Source organism: Streptomyces sp. NPDC032940, from assembly GCF_040636935.1.
In the GTDB taxonomy this organism is placed as follows: Bacteria; Actinomycetota; Actinomycetes; order Streptomycetales; family Streptomycetaceae; genus Streptomyces.
The window spans coordinates 20710-39709 of record NZ_JBEZVJ010000005.1 but is presented as its reverse complement, the minus strand read 5'-3'; the positions used below and the strand labels follow the sequence as shown (position 1 = coordinate 39709).

Sequence of the window (19000 nt, the reverse complement as noted above, 5' to 3'; positions counted from 1 at the left end):
GTGAACCAGCCCGTTGTTCCGCTCGAAAGCCCTGGTCGGAGCTATCCCGCCGTGAGCGCCATGAACGCCGCCCACTCGTCCCGGCCGACCCGCAGCACCCGCCCGTCGTCTGAGGCCTTGGAGTCCCGTACGTACACGGCGTCCAGGGCGGCGGCCACCTCCACGCAGTTTCCGCCGTCCGATCCGCTGTAACTGCTCTTGAACCAGTGCAGCCCGTCCACGTGCTCGGCCATCCGCTCCACGCTCATGTTTCTCCCACCATCCGCTCGATGAGTCGCGCAGACTCCTCGACGTTCAAGGCCTGCGATCGCAGCTTGCCATATCGCAAGGCGAAGGTGCTGACCTCGGTGGGCTCCGAGATGACGCACCCGACACCCTGGGACTCGAAGTATCCGAGGTGCTTGTGATCCTGGGTCTCCACCACCACGAACGCGCCGTTCTTGCCGGAGTGGAAGCCCCGGCGGGCGGGCACGACCTGGACCTCCACGTTCCGCAACGCGCTCACTTCGAGCAGGTGTTGCCACTGTTCACGCATCACCTCGGGGCTGCCCACCGGATCGCGTAGCGCCTCCTCGTTGATGATGAAGGACAGCTCCGTGAGCGGCACCCGCTCCAGCAGCTTCTGCCGTCCGAGCCGGGCTTCCGTACGCTGGTCGATGATCTCCTCGCTCAACGGGGGGCAGTGCCCGGAAAACACAGCCCGCGCGTATGCCTCCGTCTGCAACAGGCCGGGCACGAGCAGTGGCTCGTAGTCGCAGCGGCTGACTGCCTCCGCCTCAATCAGCGCGAAGTTACGGAAAAACCGCGGCAGTTTCGCCCGGTCCACCTCGTCCTGGAGTACCTCCAGTACTCCGCCCGCCTCCAGCACCCGGTCCGCCGCCCTCGTGAACGTCGCCTTCGCCGGGCGCCGCCCCTGCTCGACCGAGGCGACCTGCTCCAACGAGTAGTCGATCGCCTCCCCGAGCTGCTGCTGGTTCAACCCGGCCCGCTTGCGCAGATGCTGGAGCAGCCTCCCGTACGCTGCCCACGCCCCCGGCAGATCACCGCCGCCCTCCTCCTTCGCCTTTGCCGCCCGACCATTCCGCGTCTCCCGTGCCGTGCTCATGCCTCACGCCCTTCCGTCCCGGAACGCACCCCGCCCACCCGCATCCGCGGCGACGCCCAATCTCGGCCGCCGTGGCCTTGTTCAACGCATGCGACAACGGCCCGGATACGGCCCCGGACCCGTACAACGCCCGTACGAACCGCGCGCGGCGAGGGCCCGCCGCCGGAACACAGTAGGTTCTCCGCCTTCCGGCTTGTCGGCGTCGCTGTACAGAACACTGAACAGTCCTGAGACGCTGGCGATCAGCACCGCGAGCGTTGACCACGGGAAGCAGCCGAGTCCGATCGAAACGCCCCGGGAAGCCGCGACGGCACGTCGGCCCGGCTGTGGCCGCTGTCGTCCGTGCTTGTGACTTGAACCAGGCTCGGCTCACGATGATGCAGACATGGCTCCCCGTGGATGTCGGAAGCTGCGAACATGATGGACGCGGTCCCTTGCATGCCACTCCATGGTCGCCCAACTGCCATGCGTCTTGGCGTGATTCTGAGAGTCCTCGGAAGCCGCGGCTCAGCCTCAGCGGCGCTCCGGTGGCTGCATGGAGCCAAGCTGTTCCATGCGCCGGATCTCGCGTTCTGCGGCTTCCAGATGTCCCAAATCGAGGGCCATCGCTGCTCGACCGGCTACGTAGAAGATGTCCTGGCGGATCCCGCAGTCCAGGCTCGGTTGGCGGCACAGGGCCAGGAACCTCACCTCGAGGCTGAGTTCGATGCGGCCCATCTCGTCCCGGACGTGAACTGGAAGTGCGGCGTGCCAGAGGTCCTTGGCGTGGTCACGCGTTTGCCGGTCGGCTTCGTCAGGCCGGGCCTCCACCGGACGGTAGGGATGATCGGCCCACTCTCTGTCAGCCCACCGGACGAGTTCGTCCAGGCACTTCGAGGCGACCGCAAAATCCGGGGGCGAGGGGGAGAGGGCCGCTTCCGCATGGGCAACCAGCTGGGCGAGCCGGCGTCGCGCCTCGTCGTCCCCCGCCACGCACGTCGCGACGAAACCCGACAACACCTCGAACCTGCGCGACACTTCCGCACGCTGCCAGATCTCGCACAGTCCCGCCATCCGCCATTCCTCTTCGCCGACCGTGTCACCGCGCCCCGGAAGCCTATGACGCGCTCCCGTAAGCAGGGCCAACGGATTTCCCGGATCGTCGAGCGGACCTCACGTTGACTCGGTGCGGCGAACGATTTCGTCTCGCAGCTGATGTGGTGGGCAAGACGTCGGGTCGGTCGGATTCGGTCAAAGTGGAACGCGGCCGTGCTGCCGCGGAGGGGAATCCGCTAGGGGCAGGACCGCCGCCGTGGGTCAACTCTTGTGAACTGAGTCCATGGAGAACATACTGTCCTCGTTCGCATCACCCGTGCCCCCGGCTGGGTGAACACTACCCGGGCATCCCCTGCGAGGTTTCATGCTCGACCACCGTCTCGTGCAGACAGCTGTGATCGGCAACAGCAAGTCCGACCACCCGGTGATCCTTCCCATGGAAGCCTCGGAGCTGGAAGCCTGGCGCAGGCGCCACCCGAAGTACACCTACTGGTGTGGGTACGAACTCGGCGGATGCGGTGCCAAGCTAATGGACCGCCTCTACCGCGACAAGGTGTGCCACTTCGCCCATGTGGCCGGTGGACCCACCTGCGGACGTGCCGCCACCGGCGAGACCAGCGCCGACCACCTGTTCATCAAGCGGGGCCTGCGCAGGCTGTTGGACAAGCAGGGACAACGGGGCGAAGTGCGGACCCGTGACCTCGGCTCGGGTCCCGGTGGTGCGGTGGACCTGCACCTGCCCGCCGCCCGCCGACGGCTCCGCTTCCAGCTCTCACCCCTCGCCTACCGGGGCTGGCGCACGGCGAACCTCGACCTCGGCGACGACGTGGACGAAGTCGACTGGTTCTTCGGTACGGACGGGCCCCTCACGAAAGAGATCCTCGCCCGGAACGGCTACGCATTGCGCTTCCGGCTGGAAACCCGGGGCGGTGAGCGCCGCGTGTACATCGGCACCCAGACGCATGGCGGACCTTCCGTCCGCTGGGACCCTCTGGAGGATTGCCGGATCGAGCAGGCCGGACTGCTGACTCCCTCCGGCGGGGGCGAACCGCCACTCGCCAGGCGCACGGAGCCGTTCACGTTCCCCCTTGCCGGGCCCCTCGCCTTCGCACTGGACGAGGGAGCTGTCGTCACCGACGGGTCGCCGTTCGCATCCGAGGGGCGACGCCTGGCCGTGGCGGACGTCAGACCGGCCGGCAGCCCCATCGTGCGAGCGGTGCTGTCCCTGCCCGAGGACACCCCACCGCCATCCGCGGCGCACGTCTACCGGGTTGTCGACCGCGCGAGCATGCTGGTTCGCGAAGGAGGCGACGGGTGGGCCGTCCGCCTCGACCGTTTCGTCCGCCTCGACGCTCGCGAGGCCGCCCGCACAGGCCTCACCGGGCTCCGTCTCGAGCCGCCTGAGAAGGAGCCGACCCCGGCCCCCCGAGCGGTTCAGCCGGTTCGACCGTCCCATGTCACGCCCCCGAGTACGGTGCCTTCGGCGACGCCCCGGAAACAGCGGGCGAAGGAAAGCGCGGTGGTCCTCACCCGGGACCAGGCCGTCGTCCGTGCCCGTGAGGTCCTCACGGACGCCGCGGCGGAAGGGCGCCCGCTGCGCTGGTCCGACCTCCGCGCGCAACTCGGCAAGTCGATCAAGGGCATGTCGCAGCGCGAGCTGGTCGACTTCCTCGTCGAGGTCGACAGCCCGCTCTGGGACTCCAAGCCCGTCCTGTCGGTGCTGCTGCTCGGCGACAAGGGGGGCCTCCAGCCCTGCCTGCCCAGGGTGCTCCATCAACTCGGGATAGCGGGCGCCCAGGGCCTGTCGCCCGATTCCCCGCTCCTGCACGCCTGGGTGAAGCAGGAGAGGGAACGCGGCATCGCCTTGTATGGGACGTCGCCCCGAGCAGTGCCCCCACGGCGGCCCGTGACCACTCCGACGCGCACCCTCACCGCGCAGCAGTGGAGGCACGTGGGCGCTTCGCTCAGAGACGTTCAGCAGCACAAGTCCAAGCAGGAACGAACTACTGCACGGCACGCGACTGCCGGGGAGAGACGACAGGTCCGAGCGCTGTACGAGAGTGTGCAGGCGAAGATGTCCGTCACCGGCCGCCCGTTCAGGAGGACCAAGCGGACAAACCGAGTGATGCGCCTCGCCCACACATGGTTGGCCCTCACCGCTGAGGCGTCGGAGAATTCCGCCAACCGCTCGCCGGAGCAGGCGCAGGCCCTCAGGACGAGCGCTGCCGAGATGTTGGCCGAACTCAACGCGATCATGGCGGAATTGCAGGCGGTGAAAGCTCAGTGATGGTGATCAGCACGCGAGTTCACCCAGGACGCCCGACCAGGCGCTTGCCGCGTGTGAACAATGCTGCCTCGATCTGGTCGGGGAAGACGCCTTCTCGACGTGCGTGCTCGTGGATGAGGGACAGGTACCGCTCGTAGCAGGGCGTCTTCCACGCACTTGTGGGCCACTTGTCGCCGGTGCCCGCGGCCCGCAATGCCAGGGCCACGAAACGGTCCAGGATCAGCGGACGCCACGCCCCGGCGCTCTCACGACCGGCGAAGTACAACACCTTGGTGAAGAAGGCCGGGCCCAGAAACCTGATCCGGTGCTCGTTGTTCAAGGCGTAGTACGCCGCGACGGCTCCGTCCTCCCGGAGGATGTCCAGTGCGGCCTCCAGACACACGTCGATGTCCCGGGGCGCGGACTCGGTGAAGATGCGTGCGCGGCGTGCGACGGACCGCGCCTTGGTGCCGGTGCCCCAGACGAGGGCCGCGGTCAGAAGATGCCGTCGCCCTTCGATGCTGTCCGAACGGGCGGCGATGTCCAGGACCAGGCTACGGTCGACTCGCCGCCGGCCCGCCACTTCGGTGCGGCCGTCGAGTTCCGGTGGCCACCAGTCCGCGCTGGGCAGACGAGTCACCCAGTGATCCCGGTCGAACGGAATCGCCTGGCCGAGTACCGCGCCGTGCTCGGGAACAGTGGTGCCGGCGGGCGTCAGATGCACCGTGGCTGACTGCATGATCCGAGTGTGGCCCAACGAGGGAGCAACCGTCCACGCGAAGCGGTGAGCCGTTCGGTGCAGCCACGTCGAGGGGATGCTCGGACTCGGTGACCGGCTCCGAACACTCCGCCAGCACACGGCCTCCAGGCCTTGGGTCCGGGAGGCACGCGGGACTGTCCACTCCTGCTGCGCAGTATGAGGGCAGAGTCTGTCGGAACGGCAGGGCGCCGTACATCGGGAGAACCAGGTGAGGATGAGGTGTACGCAAGCAGTGAGGGACTGCTTGTGAACTCAGTGCATGGATCGGCATACTGGCGTGCTTGGGCCGGTTGTGCCGGCCGAGTGTGCTGTGTCTGGGTGGGAAACTGTTGGACGGTCCGGGTGATGGGTGGGGAACGCGGAATGCGGTACAAGAGCGAAGCTGAGATCAAGCAGGCACTGGGGATCGAGTCCTGGAGGAACCTCTCGAAGGACAAGATGGTCAGGTTTGCGGCGATGATGCCTGACATGGATACAGAGGTGGCTCTGAAGATCGTTGAGCAATTCCCTGTATTCAAGGATTTTGCCGTCAGTGTCGTGGACGTGATCAAGGAAGCGCACGAGTCCACGCTCTCGGCCAACAAGCAGAGTCAGGAGAACTTTCATCGGTCGCTCGAGCACGTCAGGGAGATTCTCAACAGTCAACTCGACAAGGGCGAACCAAGCTGGGAGGAACGGAAGTTCATCATCGAGCAGATCATGGACACCCTGAGGATGGAAGGTGAGAAGGACAGCGAGAACAAGAAGTTCCTGTTCGGGACGCTCAAGATGGTGGCGGCCGGCGCCGGCGCGGCTCTCGCCCTGGGTGTGGCTTTTGTCGGCGGCAAGATCATGCTCGAGAGCAAGGATGATTCCGACAACTCCGAGGGGTCCGAGGACTAGGGTCTGTTGCAAAAGTGGATCTTGTTCGTTGGTGATCACATCTTGTGGGACGTGGGGATCTGACGAACGGCCAGTGGGGCCGGCTTGAGCCGTTGCTGCCGAAGGGCATCAAGCCAGGTCGGCCGCAAGTGTGGACGCGGCGGCAGCTGATAGACGGCATACGGTGGCGGACTCGGACCGGTGCTCCCTGGCGGGACGTGCCCGAACGTTATGGGCTGTGGGACCGGGTCTATGACCTGTTCCGGCGCTGGCAGCGGGACGGCACCTGGGCGAAGATCCTCACCCAGCTCCAGGCCGAGGCGGACGCGGAGGGCCTGATCACCTGGGAGGTCAACGTCGATTCCACCGTCTGCCGGGCCCACCAGCACGCCGCTGGGGCGGCGAAAAGGGGGACCTGCAGAAGGAACCGCCCGGCGGGATCTTCGTCGAGCCGGCCGACCACGGCCTCGGACGCTCCCGCGGTGGACTGACCAGCAAGATCCATCTCGCGGTCGAGCAGGGGCCGAAGCCCTTGTCGGTCGTGATCACGGCCGGGCAGCGGGGCGACTCCCCGCAGTTCGAAGCGGTCCTGGAAGCCATCCGGGTTCCGAGGCTGGGGCTCGGCAGGCCGGGCAAGCGCCCGGACCGGGTGCGGGCCGACAAGGCGTACGACTCTCGCAGTAACCGTTTCTACCTGCGCCGACGCGGGATCAAGGCCACGGTCCCGGTCCCGGCGGACCGGGTCCACAACCGCATCAAGCGCGGCTCGCGTGGCGGTCGGCCACCGAAGTTCGACAAGACCGATTACAAGCAGCGGCACGCGGTCGAGTGCGGGATCAATCGGCTCAAGCGCCACCGGGCCGTGGCCACCCGGTACGACAAACTCGCTGTCCGCTACGAAGCGACGGTGCTGGTCGCAGCCATCAACGAATGGTTGTGACCAGCACCGTCGCAACGGCCCTCAGACGACGTCGAATTCGTTTCCCTCGGGGTCCTGCATGGCGGCGGCGTAGAGCCCCATGTCCGGCTCATCCTTGATCCGCAGCACGGTGGCACCAACTTTGACCAGCCGTTCCACCGTGGCCTTGACCCGCTGTGTGCGGACGTCCAGTGGGACGTCACGGCCCCCACCGACCTTCAGGTCGAAGTGCCACCGGTTCTTGGCGGCCTTCGGCTCCGGAACCTGCTGGAACCACACCCTCGGTCCACGTCCCGCGGGATCGATGATCGACTCCGGTATGTCCCCGGCACCGGCCGGCAACTCTGCCTCGGGCACCCCCACCGCCGCCCAGTAAGCACGCCAGGTGGCGTGCCCGCCCGGCGCAGGCTCAGGCACGTAGCCCAGGGCCTCGGCCCAGAACGTCACCATTCTCTGCGGATCGGAGCAGTCGATCGTCAGCTGCACTGTCATCTCCATGCTCGGAGCATCCCAGGTAGGTCTGACAGACGATCCTCTTTCCCAACAGGCCCTAGCCGAGTTGGTGCGACTGCAGCGGGTGCTCACTGTGCGCTCGGCCGTCTACTGGGAGTTCCGCACCCATCTGTTCGCGGAACGTGTGCGAGGACCCTTCGACGAAGGGGTGCGCCTGGCTCGGCGTCTGCATCAGCACGACGCTGCGGCAGGACGCCGAGCTCTGGCCACGGCCCTGACGGACAGGGCTACCTTTCATGCCGCGGCCAAGGAGTTCGGCGCCGCCTTGGATGACTTCCGGCAGGTTCCGGCCCTGGTCGGCGATCCACAGGGGGACTGATGCCCCCTCCGTGTGCCGGTGTCCGACGACGAAGCGGCGTCAGTCCCTCCGTGCCAGATCGAGGGCCGCAACCCCCACGAACCAGTCCAGCACCTCGCACACCTCGTCGCCGTGCTCCGCGAAGACCGTCACCGGGAAGGACGGCCTCAGCTCGAGCTTCGCCTCGGGCAGGTCGACGCCGTCGATCTTGTTGAGGCGGTGCAGCAGTTCCCGGCGCTGTTCCGTGTCGTCGAACGGGCTGCGGGACTTGAGGTACTGGAACACCACCTCGACCGCGCCGCTCACCGGGTAGATGCCCACCGGCCACAGGAGATGCGGGTGGTGGCTGGTGCCGGCGTCGAGCACCGGGAAGCAACTGGTCTCCTCGTGGCGCCCGTAGGTGACGTAACCGCCCTGGCGGCGCCAGAAGTCGAGGGCTGCCACGACCCCGTCGTAGGCGTCCGGCCAGTTCTCCCGCAACTGCGTGCGGAACCGTTCCGCGGCCGCCGTGTCCTCGCCCTCCGGGAGCGGATCCTGTGAGACGGGTTGGGTGACGTCCTTGCCCAGCAGGGTGGCCAGTTCGGCGGCCGTCAGGCGCTGGGAGCGGTGGGCTCGTCCCCATGAGTCGAAGCGCACGCCTTCACCTTCCAGCAGCTCCTGCGGCGGTTGGCGGTCGCTGCCCTCCGGCCAGCGGAAGGAGGGGGAGATCTTGCCCTCGACGGTGAGGACCCGGTGGGCTCCGATCACTGTCGGATTGGCGCCCAGGTAGGCTCCGACCGCCACCGGATGGCTGCCGATGAGTTCGGCGACGTCGCCGTAGGTCGTCCACGTGCCGCTCGGCATCGCCACCAGAGCGGCCCGCAGTTCCGCCCAGCCCGGAGCCTCGTCGCCCGCCGGTTTGATTCCGCCGATCGGACCGGGCCACAACTCCACCGCACGGGCGGCCAGGCGGTCGGCGCGGGCCAGGATCTCCGCCTTGCCCCAGCGCTGCGCCTCGGCGATCTCGAGGTTCATGCGCAGGGCGCTGGACTCGAGGATCTGCTGCTTGCGTTCGAAGGGATGGTTGGACAGTTTGCCGTTGTCGCCGGTCAGCGTGAGGTTGCCCAGCGTGTGGACCAGCAGGTCGTGCAGCTCTTGGGGAGACTGGCCGGGCTCCGTCTCCTCATCGAGCAACTGGAACCATGACGGAGCCGGGCGCTGTGGCAGTACGTGCTCCACACTGAGTGCGGCCTTGGCGAAGTCCACCGGCTCGGAGGGGCGGTAACTCTCCTCCAGACGGCGCAGGATGAAGCTGCGCTGGGGTGGACGACCGCTCCAGTAGAAGGGCTTGTTGCGAACCGCCTCGCGCAGTTCCTCGTCGCTCGGCCATCGCCGGCGGCGTCCGGAGAGGAAGCGCCGGACCGCCTCGGCCGCCGAGCGATCCGTTTCCAGCTCCTTCGGCGCCTCCATGAAGATCCGGTTCAGACTGGAGGTCGGTGTCTGGCAGATCAGCCGTCGCACCAGGTAGGACTCCACGTACAGCAGCGCTTCCGCGGCATCGTCGGAAGTGGTCCGCCCCGCGTCCACGAGGTCCAGGAGGTGCAGGGCGAGCGGATAGTGGGTCTGGCCACCCCACGCTGCCAAGCGCTCCAGGACCGCGCGGAGCGCGGGAGACTGCTCCCGCGCCGGGTCGATGATGCGGCGGAAGCGCTGCCCCCGCTTCGACAGTTGCTCGAGCTCCTGCTGGAGCGCCGCTTCGTCGCCGGCCAGCGGCTGCAGCCGCTTCTGCTGCTCCCGGTAGATCTCGCTCTGCTTGGCCCTGTAGTTGCCGCGCACAACCAGGTCCAGCCAGACGAGCAGCTCGAGGTTCTTCGGCCCGAGGCTCTGCTGCATGGGCAGCCACAGCTCCTGGTAGACACGCTCGCCCCGTTTGGGCAGCAGCATGAACACGTAGTTGCGCAGCAGGTCGCTCTGGCTGAGACCGACGCCCGTGTTGTTGATCGATTCGAAGATCCGGTAGACGTTGTCGCCGGACTCTGCCGTGATCTCGACGATGGAGAGCAGGTCCTTGAGGACGGTCTCCACGGTCGAGATCCACCGCTCGTCGCCCGCCTCCTGGCCTTCCGCGAGAGCACCGACGAAGAAGCGGTACGCTGCGCCGACGTTGTCGCCGCCGCCGGCCTCGGCACGGGACTGCACACAGGACGTGTACGCGTTCCGGTCCGCCTGCGTGGGCAGCAGCCGGTAGTGGTCCAGCCCCTCGTGGAACTCGTTGACCAGTATCTGACGGTGGACTCGGTCCACGCCGCGCAGGTCCCCGCGCTCCCTCAGGTGATCACGCAACGCGGCGAACGCCAGCATCAGCGTCGTCAGTCGCTGCTGGCCGTCCACGACCAGCCACCTCTGGACGCCGCCGGCCTGGATCTGTCCGGGGGCGAGCACCACGGATCCGAGGAAGTGCGGCGCCGTGGACTCGCCCGACAGGTGTTGCTCGACGAGTTCGCAGACATCCTCCCAGAGCCGGTTGAGCTGGTCCCTGCCCCAGCTGTACGTCCGCTGATAGAGCGGGACCTGGAACTGCTTGTCCCCTTGGACGAGCTTCAGGAAGGTGATCTCCTGGGCGCGCATGCCCTTCCTTTCCCTGCCGGTGTACGGGACGTCTCCCCGTACGGCGTGTTGACCTCCGGTGGCAGCGGCCCCTCAATCTATGGGCGGACCATCTGCGATGACACCGCTTCGGAGGATTCCGTGCGGAGTGCCCTGGGTGGTCCGGCCGTTGACGTGAGGGGTGCCGGCCTCGAGATGCGGGGCATCGTCTTGTCGGGAGAGCGCCGCCGGGGTCCAGCCTGCCGTGAAAATGTGAACTCAGTCAATAAAAGTATGCCGCGAAGACATGTGCCGCATTGCTGCTAGCATGCCGTGTGCTCAGTTCACACTACGCCGATGTGCAGGGGGAGTGCGGTCGGTGACGGTGTGTCCCGTGTGACCGGGCACGTTTTCACGAAGTCGGCCACGGGGTGGCCCTCAGCAGCAGTGGGGTGGCGTGTGAGCCAGCACGAGAGCGGTTTGGGCGAGAGCGTGCGCCCCGTCGGCACGGACTACCAGTACGGCGACGGACTGCACGTCCGGGTGGACGGTGTGGTGCCGTACCGGCTGGTCGACCCCGAGGACTCGTACGGGTACCGCGAGGGCGACGACATCGTGTGCTGCACCCTGTACCTCAGCAACGGCACGGACCGGCCGATCGACATGGACGGCATCACGCTGCAGGTGCGCAGCGGGCCCTACGGCAAGACGGGCCGGCAGGTGCAGGACTACCGGACCAAGACGCTCGACGACGAGCTCGAAGGCAAGCTGCTCAAGGGGCGTCGCGCGTCGGCGACCTGGGCGTACAGCATCCCGGCCGGTACGGCAGGAGAGCTGGACATCGAGGTGCGGTTCCTGGGCGCCCACGAGCGGGAGAGCGTCACCTTCACCACGGCGGTCACCGCGTCGTCGCCATCGGGTGGGGACCCCCGGACGGCCTTCGCTCGCACCGCGCCGGCACCCCTGCCGGACCAGGCCGCCCTCTTCGGCGACCAGCAGGCCTCCCTCTTCACGGACGAGGAACCGGCACCCGCGGGAGCCCCCGTCACCGTGTCGGACCAGCACGGTGGCGCTGACTCGTCCCGCGCTGCCGAGGCGCCGCACTCCGCGGCGCCCGTGGGCACCCTCGGGGCCGTTCCGGCGCAGCCCCTCCGCGGGGGAGCGCCGGGCTCGGCCCCCGCCGCCGACGGGCCGTCCGCCGCGCCCACCGACGCGGCACGCGTGCGGCAGATCTTCCGGTTCCTCGCCGAGGCCGAGGAGTCCAAGGCGAGGCCCGTACGCACCCTCGACGGTGCCGCCGGGACGGTGTGGTTCGACGAACTGCCCCACGACGACGGCGTGGAGGTCATGCTCGACGGTGTGCTGGCCACCGACGACCCGGCCTGGGTGACCGTCGAGCGCCCCGACCGGGAGGACGCCCCCCATCCCGATCCGCTCCTCGCCCCCTGGGTCGACGACAGCCGCCTGAGGGACTTCAAGCAGACCCGCGCCCCGCACCTGCGCCGTCGGATCGAGCCGGAGTTCCCGGACTGGTCCGAGGGCATCCCGCTCGAGAAGAGCTACCACGAGCTGGACGAGCACCCGAAGCGCGAGCGGATCGAGAAGCTGTACGCCGCCTGGGAGCAGGACTGGTGTGCCTGGGCGGAGCGACGGCGCGCGATCGATCCCGTCGTGCGGCTGTACGACCGTCTCCACAAGATGCACGAAGACGCCGCCAACCTCGGCGAGGCCTACGAGCTCGTGCTCGGACTCGGCCGGCTGACCTGGCAGACCGCCGTCGGACAGCGGGTGGAACGGCACCTGGTCACCCACCGGGCCGCGATCCACCTCGACCCCTCCACCGGCACCCTCACCGCCGCCCCCGACCCGACCGGCACCGGTCTGGAACTGGAAGAGGGCATGCTGGAGGGGGCCCAGCACGTCCCGGGGTCGGTGCGGGAGGAGATCGTCGAACTGCTGGAAGGCGCCTCGGACCTGACGGACCCCGAGCACCTCGCCCCCCTGCACACCGCACTGCGCAGCTGGGTGAACGCCGCGCACAGCGCCGGGAGCTACGCGCCGGGCGTGGAGCGCGCCAAGCCGCGCAGCCTCGACGTGCCCCAGGTGGGGCTGACGCCCGCCCTCGTGCTGCGCGAGCGCAGCCGCCGGTCGACGATGGACGCCCTCAAGGCGATCGCCCGTCAGGTCGACGCGGGCACCGCCCCCACCGAACTGCTGGCCTACATCGCGGGCCGGGACGGGGCGCTGACCGCGGCCGACCTCGCGGCGGCCGAAGGCGACGGGACGGCCGGCGACAGCGGCGAGATGTACTTCGCGCTCCCCGCCAACGAGGAGCAGCGCACCATCGCCGAGCGGCTGCGGGCCAACCGGCTCGTCGTCGTCCAGGGGCCGCCCGGCACCGGCAAGACGCACACCATCGCCAACCTGGTCACCGACCTTCTCGCCCAGGGCAAGCGGGTCCTCATCACCAGCCACACCCCGCGCGCGCTGCGCGTACTGCGGGACAAGCTGCCCGAGTCCATCCGCGACCTGTGCGTCAGCCGCACGGAGGACGGGGCCGCCGCCCAGCGTGAGCTGGAGGCCTCCGTCCAGCGGATCCTGAGCGAGTACGCCGGTTACGACGCGAAGGCCTCGCAGAAGAACATCCGTACCCTCCAAGCGCGCCTCGCCAAGGCCCGCAGCGCCCAGCAGACACTGCTGCGCGACCTCGCCGTCCTGCGTGAGCAGGAGACGCACCGCTTCGACCAGGAGATCGGCGACTACAGCGGCAGCCTCCAGGAGATCGCCGAACGCCTGACGGCCGAGGCGGCGCGGTACGCGTGGCTGGGCCCCGTGCCGCAGGAACAGCCCTCCCTCGACGCCTCCGATGTGCTCGGCCTGTTGCACACCACCCGGGCCTACACCCCCCGCCATCAGGCGCTCGCCGCCGATGTCCCCGGCCCCTCCGAGCTCGCCGACCCCGGCGACTTCGAGGACGCCGTCCGCGTCGTGCGCGCGGCGGAGGAAGCGCATGTGGCGGTGCGGGAGGACGCGCTCTGCGCGCAGTACGACGCGGCAGTGTGCGGCCTGGACGAGGCCGCACAGCAAAGGCTCGCGACCGCGCTCGACGCGTTCGCCGCCGCCCGGGTGCGGGCCGCGTCACTCGCCGCCGCGGCCGGCCCGTGGGCCGTCGCCCTGCTGGACGAGGTCACCACGGGCCAGGACTGGCAGACCCGGAGCCGTCAGGCGGCGGTCACGGACGCCCTCGCGGCGGTCGACGCCTCGCTCACCACGCTGGGCACCGCCCTGGTGAGCGGCCTGGAGCAGTACGACCCCACCACCGCCCTCAGCCAGGCCACCGTCCTGCACGACGGGCTCGCCCAGGGCCAGAAGCTGCGCGGCAGCCTGGGCCTGCGGTCGAAGCTGGCCAAGGCCGTCGGGCCGTTCGTCGAGAGCGTCCGGGTCGACGGGCGGCCCCCGGAGGACACCGCGACCGCGGCCGTCGTGGTCGCCCGCGTCCAGCTGGAACTGCGGCTGGCACAGGTCGAGTCCGAATGGGGAGTGCCCGCCGGCGCCTGGCAGGGACACGGCCCCCGGCTCGCCCGTCTGCGGCAGGAGGCGGCCGTCCTCGACGCGCTGCTGACCGTCTCCGCCGCCCGTACCGACGTGCTCGCCGCGGCCTCGGCCTCCCCGCAGCTGGCCGTCGCCACCTGGCACGAGACACCCGTCGAGAACGCCGTGCGCGCCCTCCTGCGCGCCGCCGGCACGCTGCGCGCCGCCGAGCAGTCCCGTCGGGTCATCGCCGACACCGAGGAGCTCCTGCGGTCCTGGTGCGACCGTCCCGGGGTGGCGCCCGCCGTAGCCCGCGCCCTCGACAGCGTCCGGGGCCGCGACCACGACGGCTACCGGGAGTTCAGTCACGAGATCGCCGCGGTCCGCGAGGCCGCCCGGCTGCGCGCGGAGCAGCACGCCGCATTCACGCGGGTAGATGAGGCGTTCCCGGACCTGGCCGAGCGGATCGCGGCAACGGCCGACGACACCGGGTGGGACGCCCGGCTGCCGCAACTGGCCCAGGCCTGGGCCTGGACCGCCTGGCGCGAGCGCATGGAACGGCTCACCGACCCGGAGGCGGAGCGCACCCTGCGCAGGAAGCTGACGGAGGCCGACGACGAGGCGCGCATCATGCTCGCCCGGCTCGCCGCCGCCCGCGCCTGGCACCGCTGCCTGGGGCTGCTCACCGGCGACCAGTCCCGCGCCCTCAGCGCGTATCAGCAGGCCGCCCGTCGGATCAAGGGCAAGTATCAGCACCGCTACCGGCGCGACGCCCAGGCGGCGCTGCGCAAGGCGCAGACGGCCGTGCCCGCCTGGATCATGCCGCTGCACCAGGTCGCGGAGACCGTCCCCATGGACCGGCCCGGCATGTTCGACGTCGTCATCGTCGACGAGGCCAGCCAGTCCGGCCTGGAGGCCATGCTGCTGAGCTGGCTCGCCGACCGCATGGTCGTCGTCGGTGACAGCAAGCAGGTCAGCCCCTCCAACGTCGGCCTCAAGCAGGACGAGTACTTCCATCTCAGGGACCGGCTGCTCACAGCACTCGAGCCCGACGTCCGGAGCCTGTTCGGCCCCGAGTCCAGCTTCTTCGACCTGACGGAGGCGCTCTCGGCCGGCCGCGGCACGCTCATGCTCAAGGAGCACTTCCGGTGCATGCCGGAGATCATCTCGTTCTCCAACGAGCTCTGCTACAACGGCAGGCTCCAGCCCCTGCGGCAGTACGGCGCCGACCGCCTGCCCCCGGTGCGGACCGTTCTGGTGGAGAACGGCGAGGCACTGGGGACGAACACCCGTCTCTCGAACACGGCCGAAGCCGAGGCCCTCGTGGACGCCGTCGTCCGCTGCTGCGCCGACCCCGCCTACGACGGGAAGACGATGGGCATCATCACGCTGCGCGCGAGCAAGGGGCACCTGGCGGAGCTGGAGAACCTGCTCGCCGAACGCCTCGACTACGAACAGCGTGAGGAACGCCGTATCCGCATCGGCGACGCCGAGGACTTCCAGGGCGACGAACGGCACGTCATGTTCATCAGCTGCGTCAACTCGGCCACCACCGCGGCCGGGACGGTACCGGGTGGCTTCAACGGAAAGACGTACGAGCAGCGACTCAACGTCGCCGCCTCCCGTGCCCAGGACCAGGTGTGGGTCTTCCACAGCGCACGCGCCGAGCAGTTCCACGAGAATGACCTGCGCCGCCGGTGGTTGGACCACCTCAGCCGGCCCGCGGAGGACGACGACGTCGCGCTCGACGGGGAGGTCCTGCCCGACGTGCGGCACGAGGCGTTCGACAACCTGTTCCAGCAGAAGGTGTACCTGGAGCTGACCGTACGCGGCTACCGGGTGCGGCCGCGGTACGGCGTCGGACGCCACACGATCGACCTCGTCGTCGAAGGCGGTACCCGCAGGCTCGCCGTCGCCTGCGACGGCGACTCGTTCGCGGAGGGAGAGGACGCCTCCACCGCGGCCGCCCGCCAGCGCGACCTGGAACGCGTCGACTGGACCTTCGTCCGGATCCGCGGCAGCCGGTTCCACCTCGACCGCGAGCAGGCCCTGGCGCCGCTCTGGGCCGAACTGGAGCGCCTGGGCATCGAGCCGGTACGGAAGGAGGAGGCCACACGGGAGCCGGCCACGGCCGATGAGGTGCCGCTCGACGGTTCCGACGTCGTGCGTGATGACGCGAATCGCTTCTCCGAGGTGCACCCGCAGAGCCCGGATTCCGATGAGGACGGTCACGCGGACGAAGGCGAACCGGACCTCCGGGCCGCCGACCCGCTGCCCGGGCAGACCCTGTCGCACACCCAGGCCGAGGAGGCACGGGGGCCCGTACCCGCCGGCGGTGCACTGCCGGTCCAGGAGATCCCTCCGGCCGCCTTCCAGCGCCTGGTGAGCGAGATGCAGCAGCTGCAGACGGCGGTCGACGCGCCGGACGTGATCCCGGACGGAGTGGACCCGGCGAACCTCGTCTTCCTGCGCAAGACGCAGGCCGATCAGAGAGAACGGCGGACGAAGCGTCTGGCGTTCCTGCGCACGTTCCTGGATGCCGTCCGCGTCGGCGGGGTGACGGACGTGCCGAGGAACGTGATTCCCGGTGCTCTGCTCGTCCTCGAGTTCGACGGGCAGGTGGACGGCGAGACGCTGTACACGGTCGCGGAACTTCCGGTGGCCGGTGCGGAGACCGTCTCCCCGTCCTCCCCGCTGGGCCACGCCCTCATGTGGCAGCCGACGGGCCGAGAACTCTCCTACATGGCCGCTCAGGACAAGGCACGCACCGTCGTCGTCCGGGAGATCCGGGTCTGATCCCGATCGGTCGTCGCGCAGGCGGGCGGGAGCACGGGCTCCCGCCCGCCCAGGTCAGCCGGCGACCGGCTCAAGCAGAGGGCTGCGCTCACCGCTCCACGAGATCGCCAGAGCGTCGCGGGCCCGGGTGCACGCCACGAACAGGAGACAGTGCTCGGCCAGCAGATCGGACCGGTGCTGCACCGGGTCCACCTCCGCCGGCGTCACCTGCGGTGCGAAGGGCAGCACCTTCGACGTGACACCGACCACGGCCACGCACCGGAACTCGAGTCCCTTCATCGCGTGCATGGTCGCCACCCGCACTCCGGACACCTCCGGGCCGGGGTCGTCCTTGACCGCGACGGCCGGGACGCCTTCGCGACGCAGCCGCGCGATGACGGTGTCGACCAGAGTGTTGAAGCGTGCGCACACCGCGACCTCGGACGGCTTGACCCCGTCCTGATCGATCCAGGTGCGGATCTGCTCGACCAGCGCTCGCAGTTCCGCGTCCTGGCTCGCGTGGCCCCGGGCCGCCGGCACACGGCCGTGCAACTGGGAACGGTAGTCACGCAGCGAGTCACGCCCGCCGTCCTCGTCGTCATCCTCGCCGAGCCGGCCGACCTGCTGTCCGTCGAGGAGGGCCGCGGACCAGCGCAGGATCTCCTCCGTGCTGCGGTAGTTGATGCGAAGCCGGGACGTACGCCCCCGCACGTTGACGCCGAGCGAACGCAGCGAGACGCGTGAGTCGTAGATGCGCTGGTGCGGGTCCCCGACGACGAACATGTCGTCGGCCTGCTCGGCCACACAGGCGCGCAACACCCTCCACTGCGCCGGATGCAGGTCCTGGGCCTCGTCGACGACGACGTGACGGTACCGGGGGCCCGCTTCGGCGAGGATGCGCGCCGCCTGGTCGCACAGTTGTGTGTACGTCGCCGAGTCACGCGAGGCGAGATCCGCGGTGAAGCGCCCCATGACCCGCCACAGGCGTGCCCGTTGCACCCGACCCACTTGCGTACCCCGGCCGCGCCGTACACAGCGCAGATACTCCTCTGGGGTCCGCAGCCCCTGAGCCAGGACGACGTTGCGGAACTCCTGGGCCAGGAAGGTCTCGTTCCACGGGAGGTCCTCGCGGGCGGCTGCCCGCGTCCACGCGCTCTTCTCCGCGGCCGCCGACAGCGGCTTCGGTGAACTGCCCCGCGCCTCGCGGATCACCCGGGCGGCGAGCGAGTCCACCGTCGTCACGTCGACCCGGTCCAGCAGGTGGGCGTCGGCGTCGCCGAGGAGCAGGGCCAGGCTGTCCCGCAGGGCGGCGGCCATGGCGTTGGTGAAGGTGGTGAGCAGGATGCGGTCGTCGGCCCGGCCCGTGCGCAGCAGGTGCCGGACGCGGTGCAGGGCGACGACCGTCTTGCCGGTGCCGGGGCCGCCGGTGACCTGGGCCGGTCCGTTGAAGCCGGGGTGGTAGGCGTATCGGCGCTGAGCGGGGTGGAGGAAGATGCGCCAGCGGGTCAGGTCCTCGGCGAGGATGCGCTCCAGCTCTCCTGGGCCGGTCACTTCCACGATGCGGTTGGGTGTGTTGAGGATCGCCTCGCTCAGCGTGACCGTCGGCCGGTCCTCCGCCGTGCGTACGGTCTGGCCCCGCGGCGCGATGAGCTGTTCCCAGACGTCCTCGGGGGAGTAGCCCTCGGCCAGGAACTCCAGGACCTCGTACTGGTCGGCGGGCATCATCGGCGGCGCCATGACCGCGAGGTCCTCCGCGGTGACACAGACGCGGGCCAGGCGCAGCACCTGGTCGTCGATGCCGAGGTCGCGCAGGACGGTGTCGGAGTGGGGTTCGAACAGCCGGGTCGGTGTCGCGACGGCCTTCGTCTCGAAGTACGTCTCCATCTGCTCCAGGGCCTCGACGTTGCGCACCTCCAGACCGCCGGTGGCGCCGTTGACGGAATAGGCCCGCTTGCACGCCCAGTTGATGGCCTCGTCGTGCGGAGCGACGCGCAGCAGCGTGAACAGGTCGCTGCCGTCGTCGGGGGCGAGGAGCACGCCGCGGTAGAACTTGGTGATGCGTATCGTGCGGATACGTCCGTCACGTGCCCGCTCCAGCTTCTCCAGATGCATGCCCTTGCTCGCGTGGAGCTGGGGGACGGTCATGGCCTGGAACATCTGGATCGCGTCGTTGACCTCTTTCTGAACAGGTCTCTGCAGCGAGATGAGGTCCGCGACGAAGTCGTCGGAGAGGGCGAGTCGGGGCATGAGCGTCCTCGGAGCGGTCGGCAGCGGTCGGAGGTCCAGCGTAGAGACTGATTCCGCGAAGCGGCCAGATCCCCCCTCCATTGTGTGAACTGAGTCAACGGTCTATATTGCTTCTGCTACGCATG

Annotated in this window: 12 protein-coding genes; 5 read left to right on the top strand and 7 right to left on the bottom strand. The window is 69.2% G+C overall.

The genetic code is table 11. The annotated features are described in order from the left end of the window. Positions 1–41 precede the first annotated feature (41 nt). The 3 genes from AB0E77_RS08820 to AB0E77_RS08810 all read right to left on the bottom strand — a co-directional run bounded on the left by AB0E77_RS08820 (position 42) and on the right by AB0E77_RS08810 (position 2158). A complete protein-coding gene (locus AB0E77_RS08820; protein WP_361567608.1) occupies positions 42–248 on the bottom strand; it encodes a DUF397 domain-containing protein in 207 nt (68 codons plus the stop codon). Beyond that, a complete protein-coding gene (locus AB0E77_RS08815; RefSeq protein ID WP_361567605.1) occupies positions 245–1105 on the bottom strand; it encodes a helix-turn-helix transcriptional regulator in 861 nt (286 codons plus the stop codon). The genes AB0E77_RS08820 and AB0E77_RS08815 overlap by 4 nt, the downstream gene beginning before the upstream one ends. A gap of 513 nt (positions 1106–1618) precedes the next feature. Further along, entirely contained in the window at positions 1619–2158 is a 540-nt protein-coding gene (locus AB0E77_RS08810; RefSeq protein ID WP_361567602.1) for a hypothetical protein, read from the bottom strand. 346 nt (positions 2159–2504) lie between these two features. On the opposite strand from AB0E77_RS08810, the gene AB0E77_RS08805 reads away from it, so the two are divergent. Beyond that, positions 2505–4427 (top strand): hypothetical protein, encoded by a 1923-nt coding sequence (locus AB0E77_RS08805; protein WP_361567600.1) that lies wholly within the window; start codon positions 2505–2507, stop codon positions 4425–4427. Positions 4428–4446: 19 nt separating this feature from the next. Here the strand turns inward: AB0E77_RS08805 and AB0E77_RS08800 are convergent, their stop codons facing one another. Further along, positions 4447–5145, bottom strand: a complete 699-nt coding sequence (locus AB0E77_RS08800; RefSeq protein WP_361567598.1) for a hypothetical protein — start codon at positions 5143–5145, stop codon at positions 4447–4449. A 384-nt stretch (positions 5146–5529) separates the two neighbouring features. On the opposite strand from AB0E77_RS08800, the gene AB0E77_RS08795 reads away from it, so the two are divergent. Both AB0E77_RS08795 and AB0E77_RS08790 read left to right on the top strand, forming a co-directional pair. Next, positions 5530–6048: a hypothetical protein gene (locus tag AB0E77_RS08795; RefSeq protein WP_361567595.1), complete on the top strand. Its 519-nt coding sequence runs from the start codon at positions 5530–5532 to the stop codon at positions 6046–6048. 44 nt (positions 6049–6092) lie between these two features. Then, positions 6093–6967 (top strand): IS5 family transposase gene (locus AB0E77_RS08790; RefSeq protein WP_361567592.1). Its coding sequence is split into 2 segments (ribosomal slippage): positions 6093–6437 and positions 6440–6967, totalling 873 coding nucleotides; the frame shifts between segments, so codons are not numbered across the junction. Positions 6968–6988: 21 nt separating this feature from the next. Here AB0E77_RS08790 and AB0E77_RS08785 read toward each other — a convergent pair. Further along, the gene (locus AB0E77_RS08785; RefSeq protein WP_361567590.1) at positions 6989–7444 is read right to left on the bottom strand and encodes a VOC family protein; all 456 of its coding nucleotides are present in this window, start codon (positions 7442–7444) and stop codon (positions 6989–6991) included. Between AB0E77_RS08785 and AB0E77_RS08780 the strand changes: the two genes are divergently transcribed. Beyond that, on the top strand, positions 7443–7778 hold the full coding sequence (locus AB0E77_RS08780; RefSeq protein ID WP_361567587.1) for a hypothetical protein: 336 nt from the start codon (positions 7443–7445) through the stop codon (positions 7776–7778). The two genes, AB0E77_RS08785 and AB0E77_RS08780, sit on opposite strands and share 2 nt — an antisense overlap. Positions 7779–7817: 39 nt before the next feature. On the opposite strand, the gene AB0E77_RS08775 is transcribed toward AB0E77_RS08780, so the two are convergent. Beyond that, positions 7818–10364 (bottom strand): DUF262 domain-containing protein, encoded by a 2547-nt coding sequence (locus AB0E77_RS08775; protein ID WP_361567584.1) that lies wholly within the window; start codon positions 10362–10364, stop codon positions 7818–7820. A 417-nt stretch (positions 10365–10781) separates the two neighbouring features. Between AB0E77_RS08775 and AB0E77_RS08770 the strand changes: the two genes are divergently transcribed. After that, the gene (locus AB0E77_RS08770) at positions 10782–16649 is read left to right on the top strand and encodes an AAA domain-containing protein (protein WP_361567582.1); all 5868 of its coding nucleotides are present in this window, start codon (positions 10782–10784) and stop codon (positions 16647–16649) included. Between the two features lie 54 nt (positions 16650–16703). Here the strand turns inward: AB0E77_RS08770 and AB0E77_RS08765 are convergent, their stop codons facing one another. Then, complete coding sequence (locus AB0E77_RS08765) at positions 16704–18875, bottom strand: UvrD-helicase domain-containing protein (RefSeq protein ID WP_361567579.1); 2172 nt, start codon at positions 18873–18875, stop codon at positions 16704–16706. Between the last annotated feature and the right edge of the window lie 125 nt (positions 18876–19000).

What these genes read in the sequence shown, in the direction of transcription:
- AB0E77_RS08820 (WP_361567608.1), bottom strand. Translation starts at nt 248, where the DNA reads ATGAGCGTGGAGCGGATGGCCGAGCACGTGGACGGGCTGCACTGGTTC.
- AB0E77_RS08815 (WP_361567605.1), bottom strand. Translation starts at nt 1,105, where the DNA reads ATGAGCACGGCACGGGAGACGCGGAATGGTCGGGCGGCAAAGGCGAAG.
- AB0E77_RS08810 (WP_361567602.1), bottom strand. Translation starts at nt 2,158, where the DNA reads ATGGCGGGACTGTGCGAGATCTGGCAGCGTGCGGAAGTGTCGCGCAGG.
- AB0E77_RS08805 (WP_361567600.1), top strand. Translation starts at nt 2,505, where the DNA reads ATGCTCGACCACCGTCTCGTGCAGACAGCTGTGATCGGCAACAGCAAG.
- AB0E77_RS08800 (WP_361567598.1), bottom strand. Translation starts at nt 5,145, where the DNA reads ATGCAGTCAGCCACGGTGCATCTGACGCCCGCCGGCACCACTGTTCCC.
- AB0E77_RS08795 (WP_361567595.1), top strand. Translation starts at nt 5,530, where the DNA reads ATGCGGTACAAGAGCGAAGCTGAGATCAAGCAGGCACTGGGGATCGAG.
- AB0E77_RS08780 (WP_361567587.1), top strand. Translation starts at nt 7,443, where the DNA reads ATGCTCGGAGCATCCCAGGTAGGTCTGACAGACGATCCTCTTTCCCAA.
- AB0E77_RS08785 (WP_361567590.1), bottom strand. Translation starts at nt 7,444, where the DNA reads ATGGAGATGACAGTGCAGCTGACGATCGACTGCTCCGATCCGCAGAGA.
- AB0E77_RS08775 (WP_361567584.1), bottom strand. Translation starts at nt 10,364, where the DNA reads ATGCGCGCCCAGGAGATCACCTTCCTGAAGCTCGTCCAAGGGGACAAG.
- AB0E77_RS08765 (WP_361567579.1), bottom strand. Translation starts at nt 18,875, where the DNA reads ATGCCCCGACTCGCCCTCTCCGACGACTTCGTCGCGGACCTCATCTCG.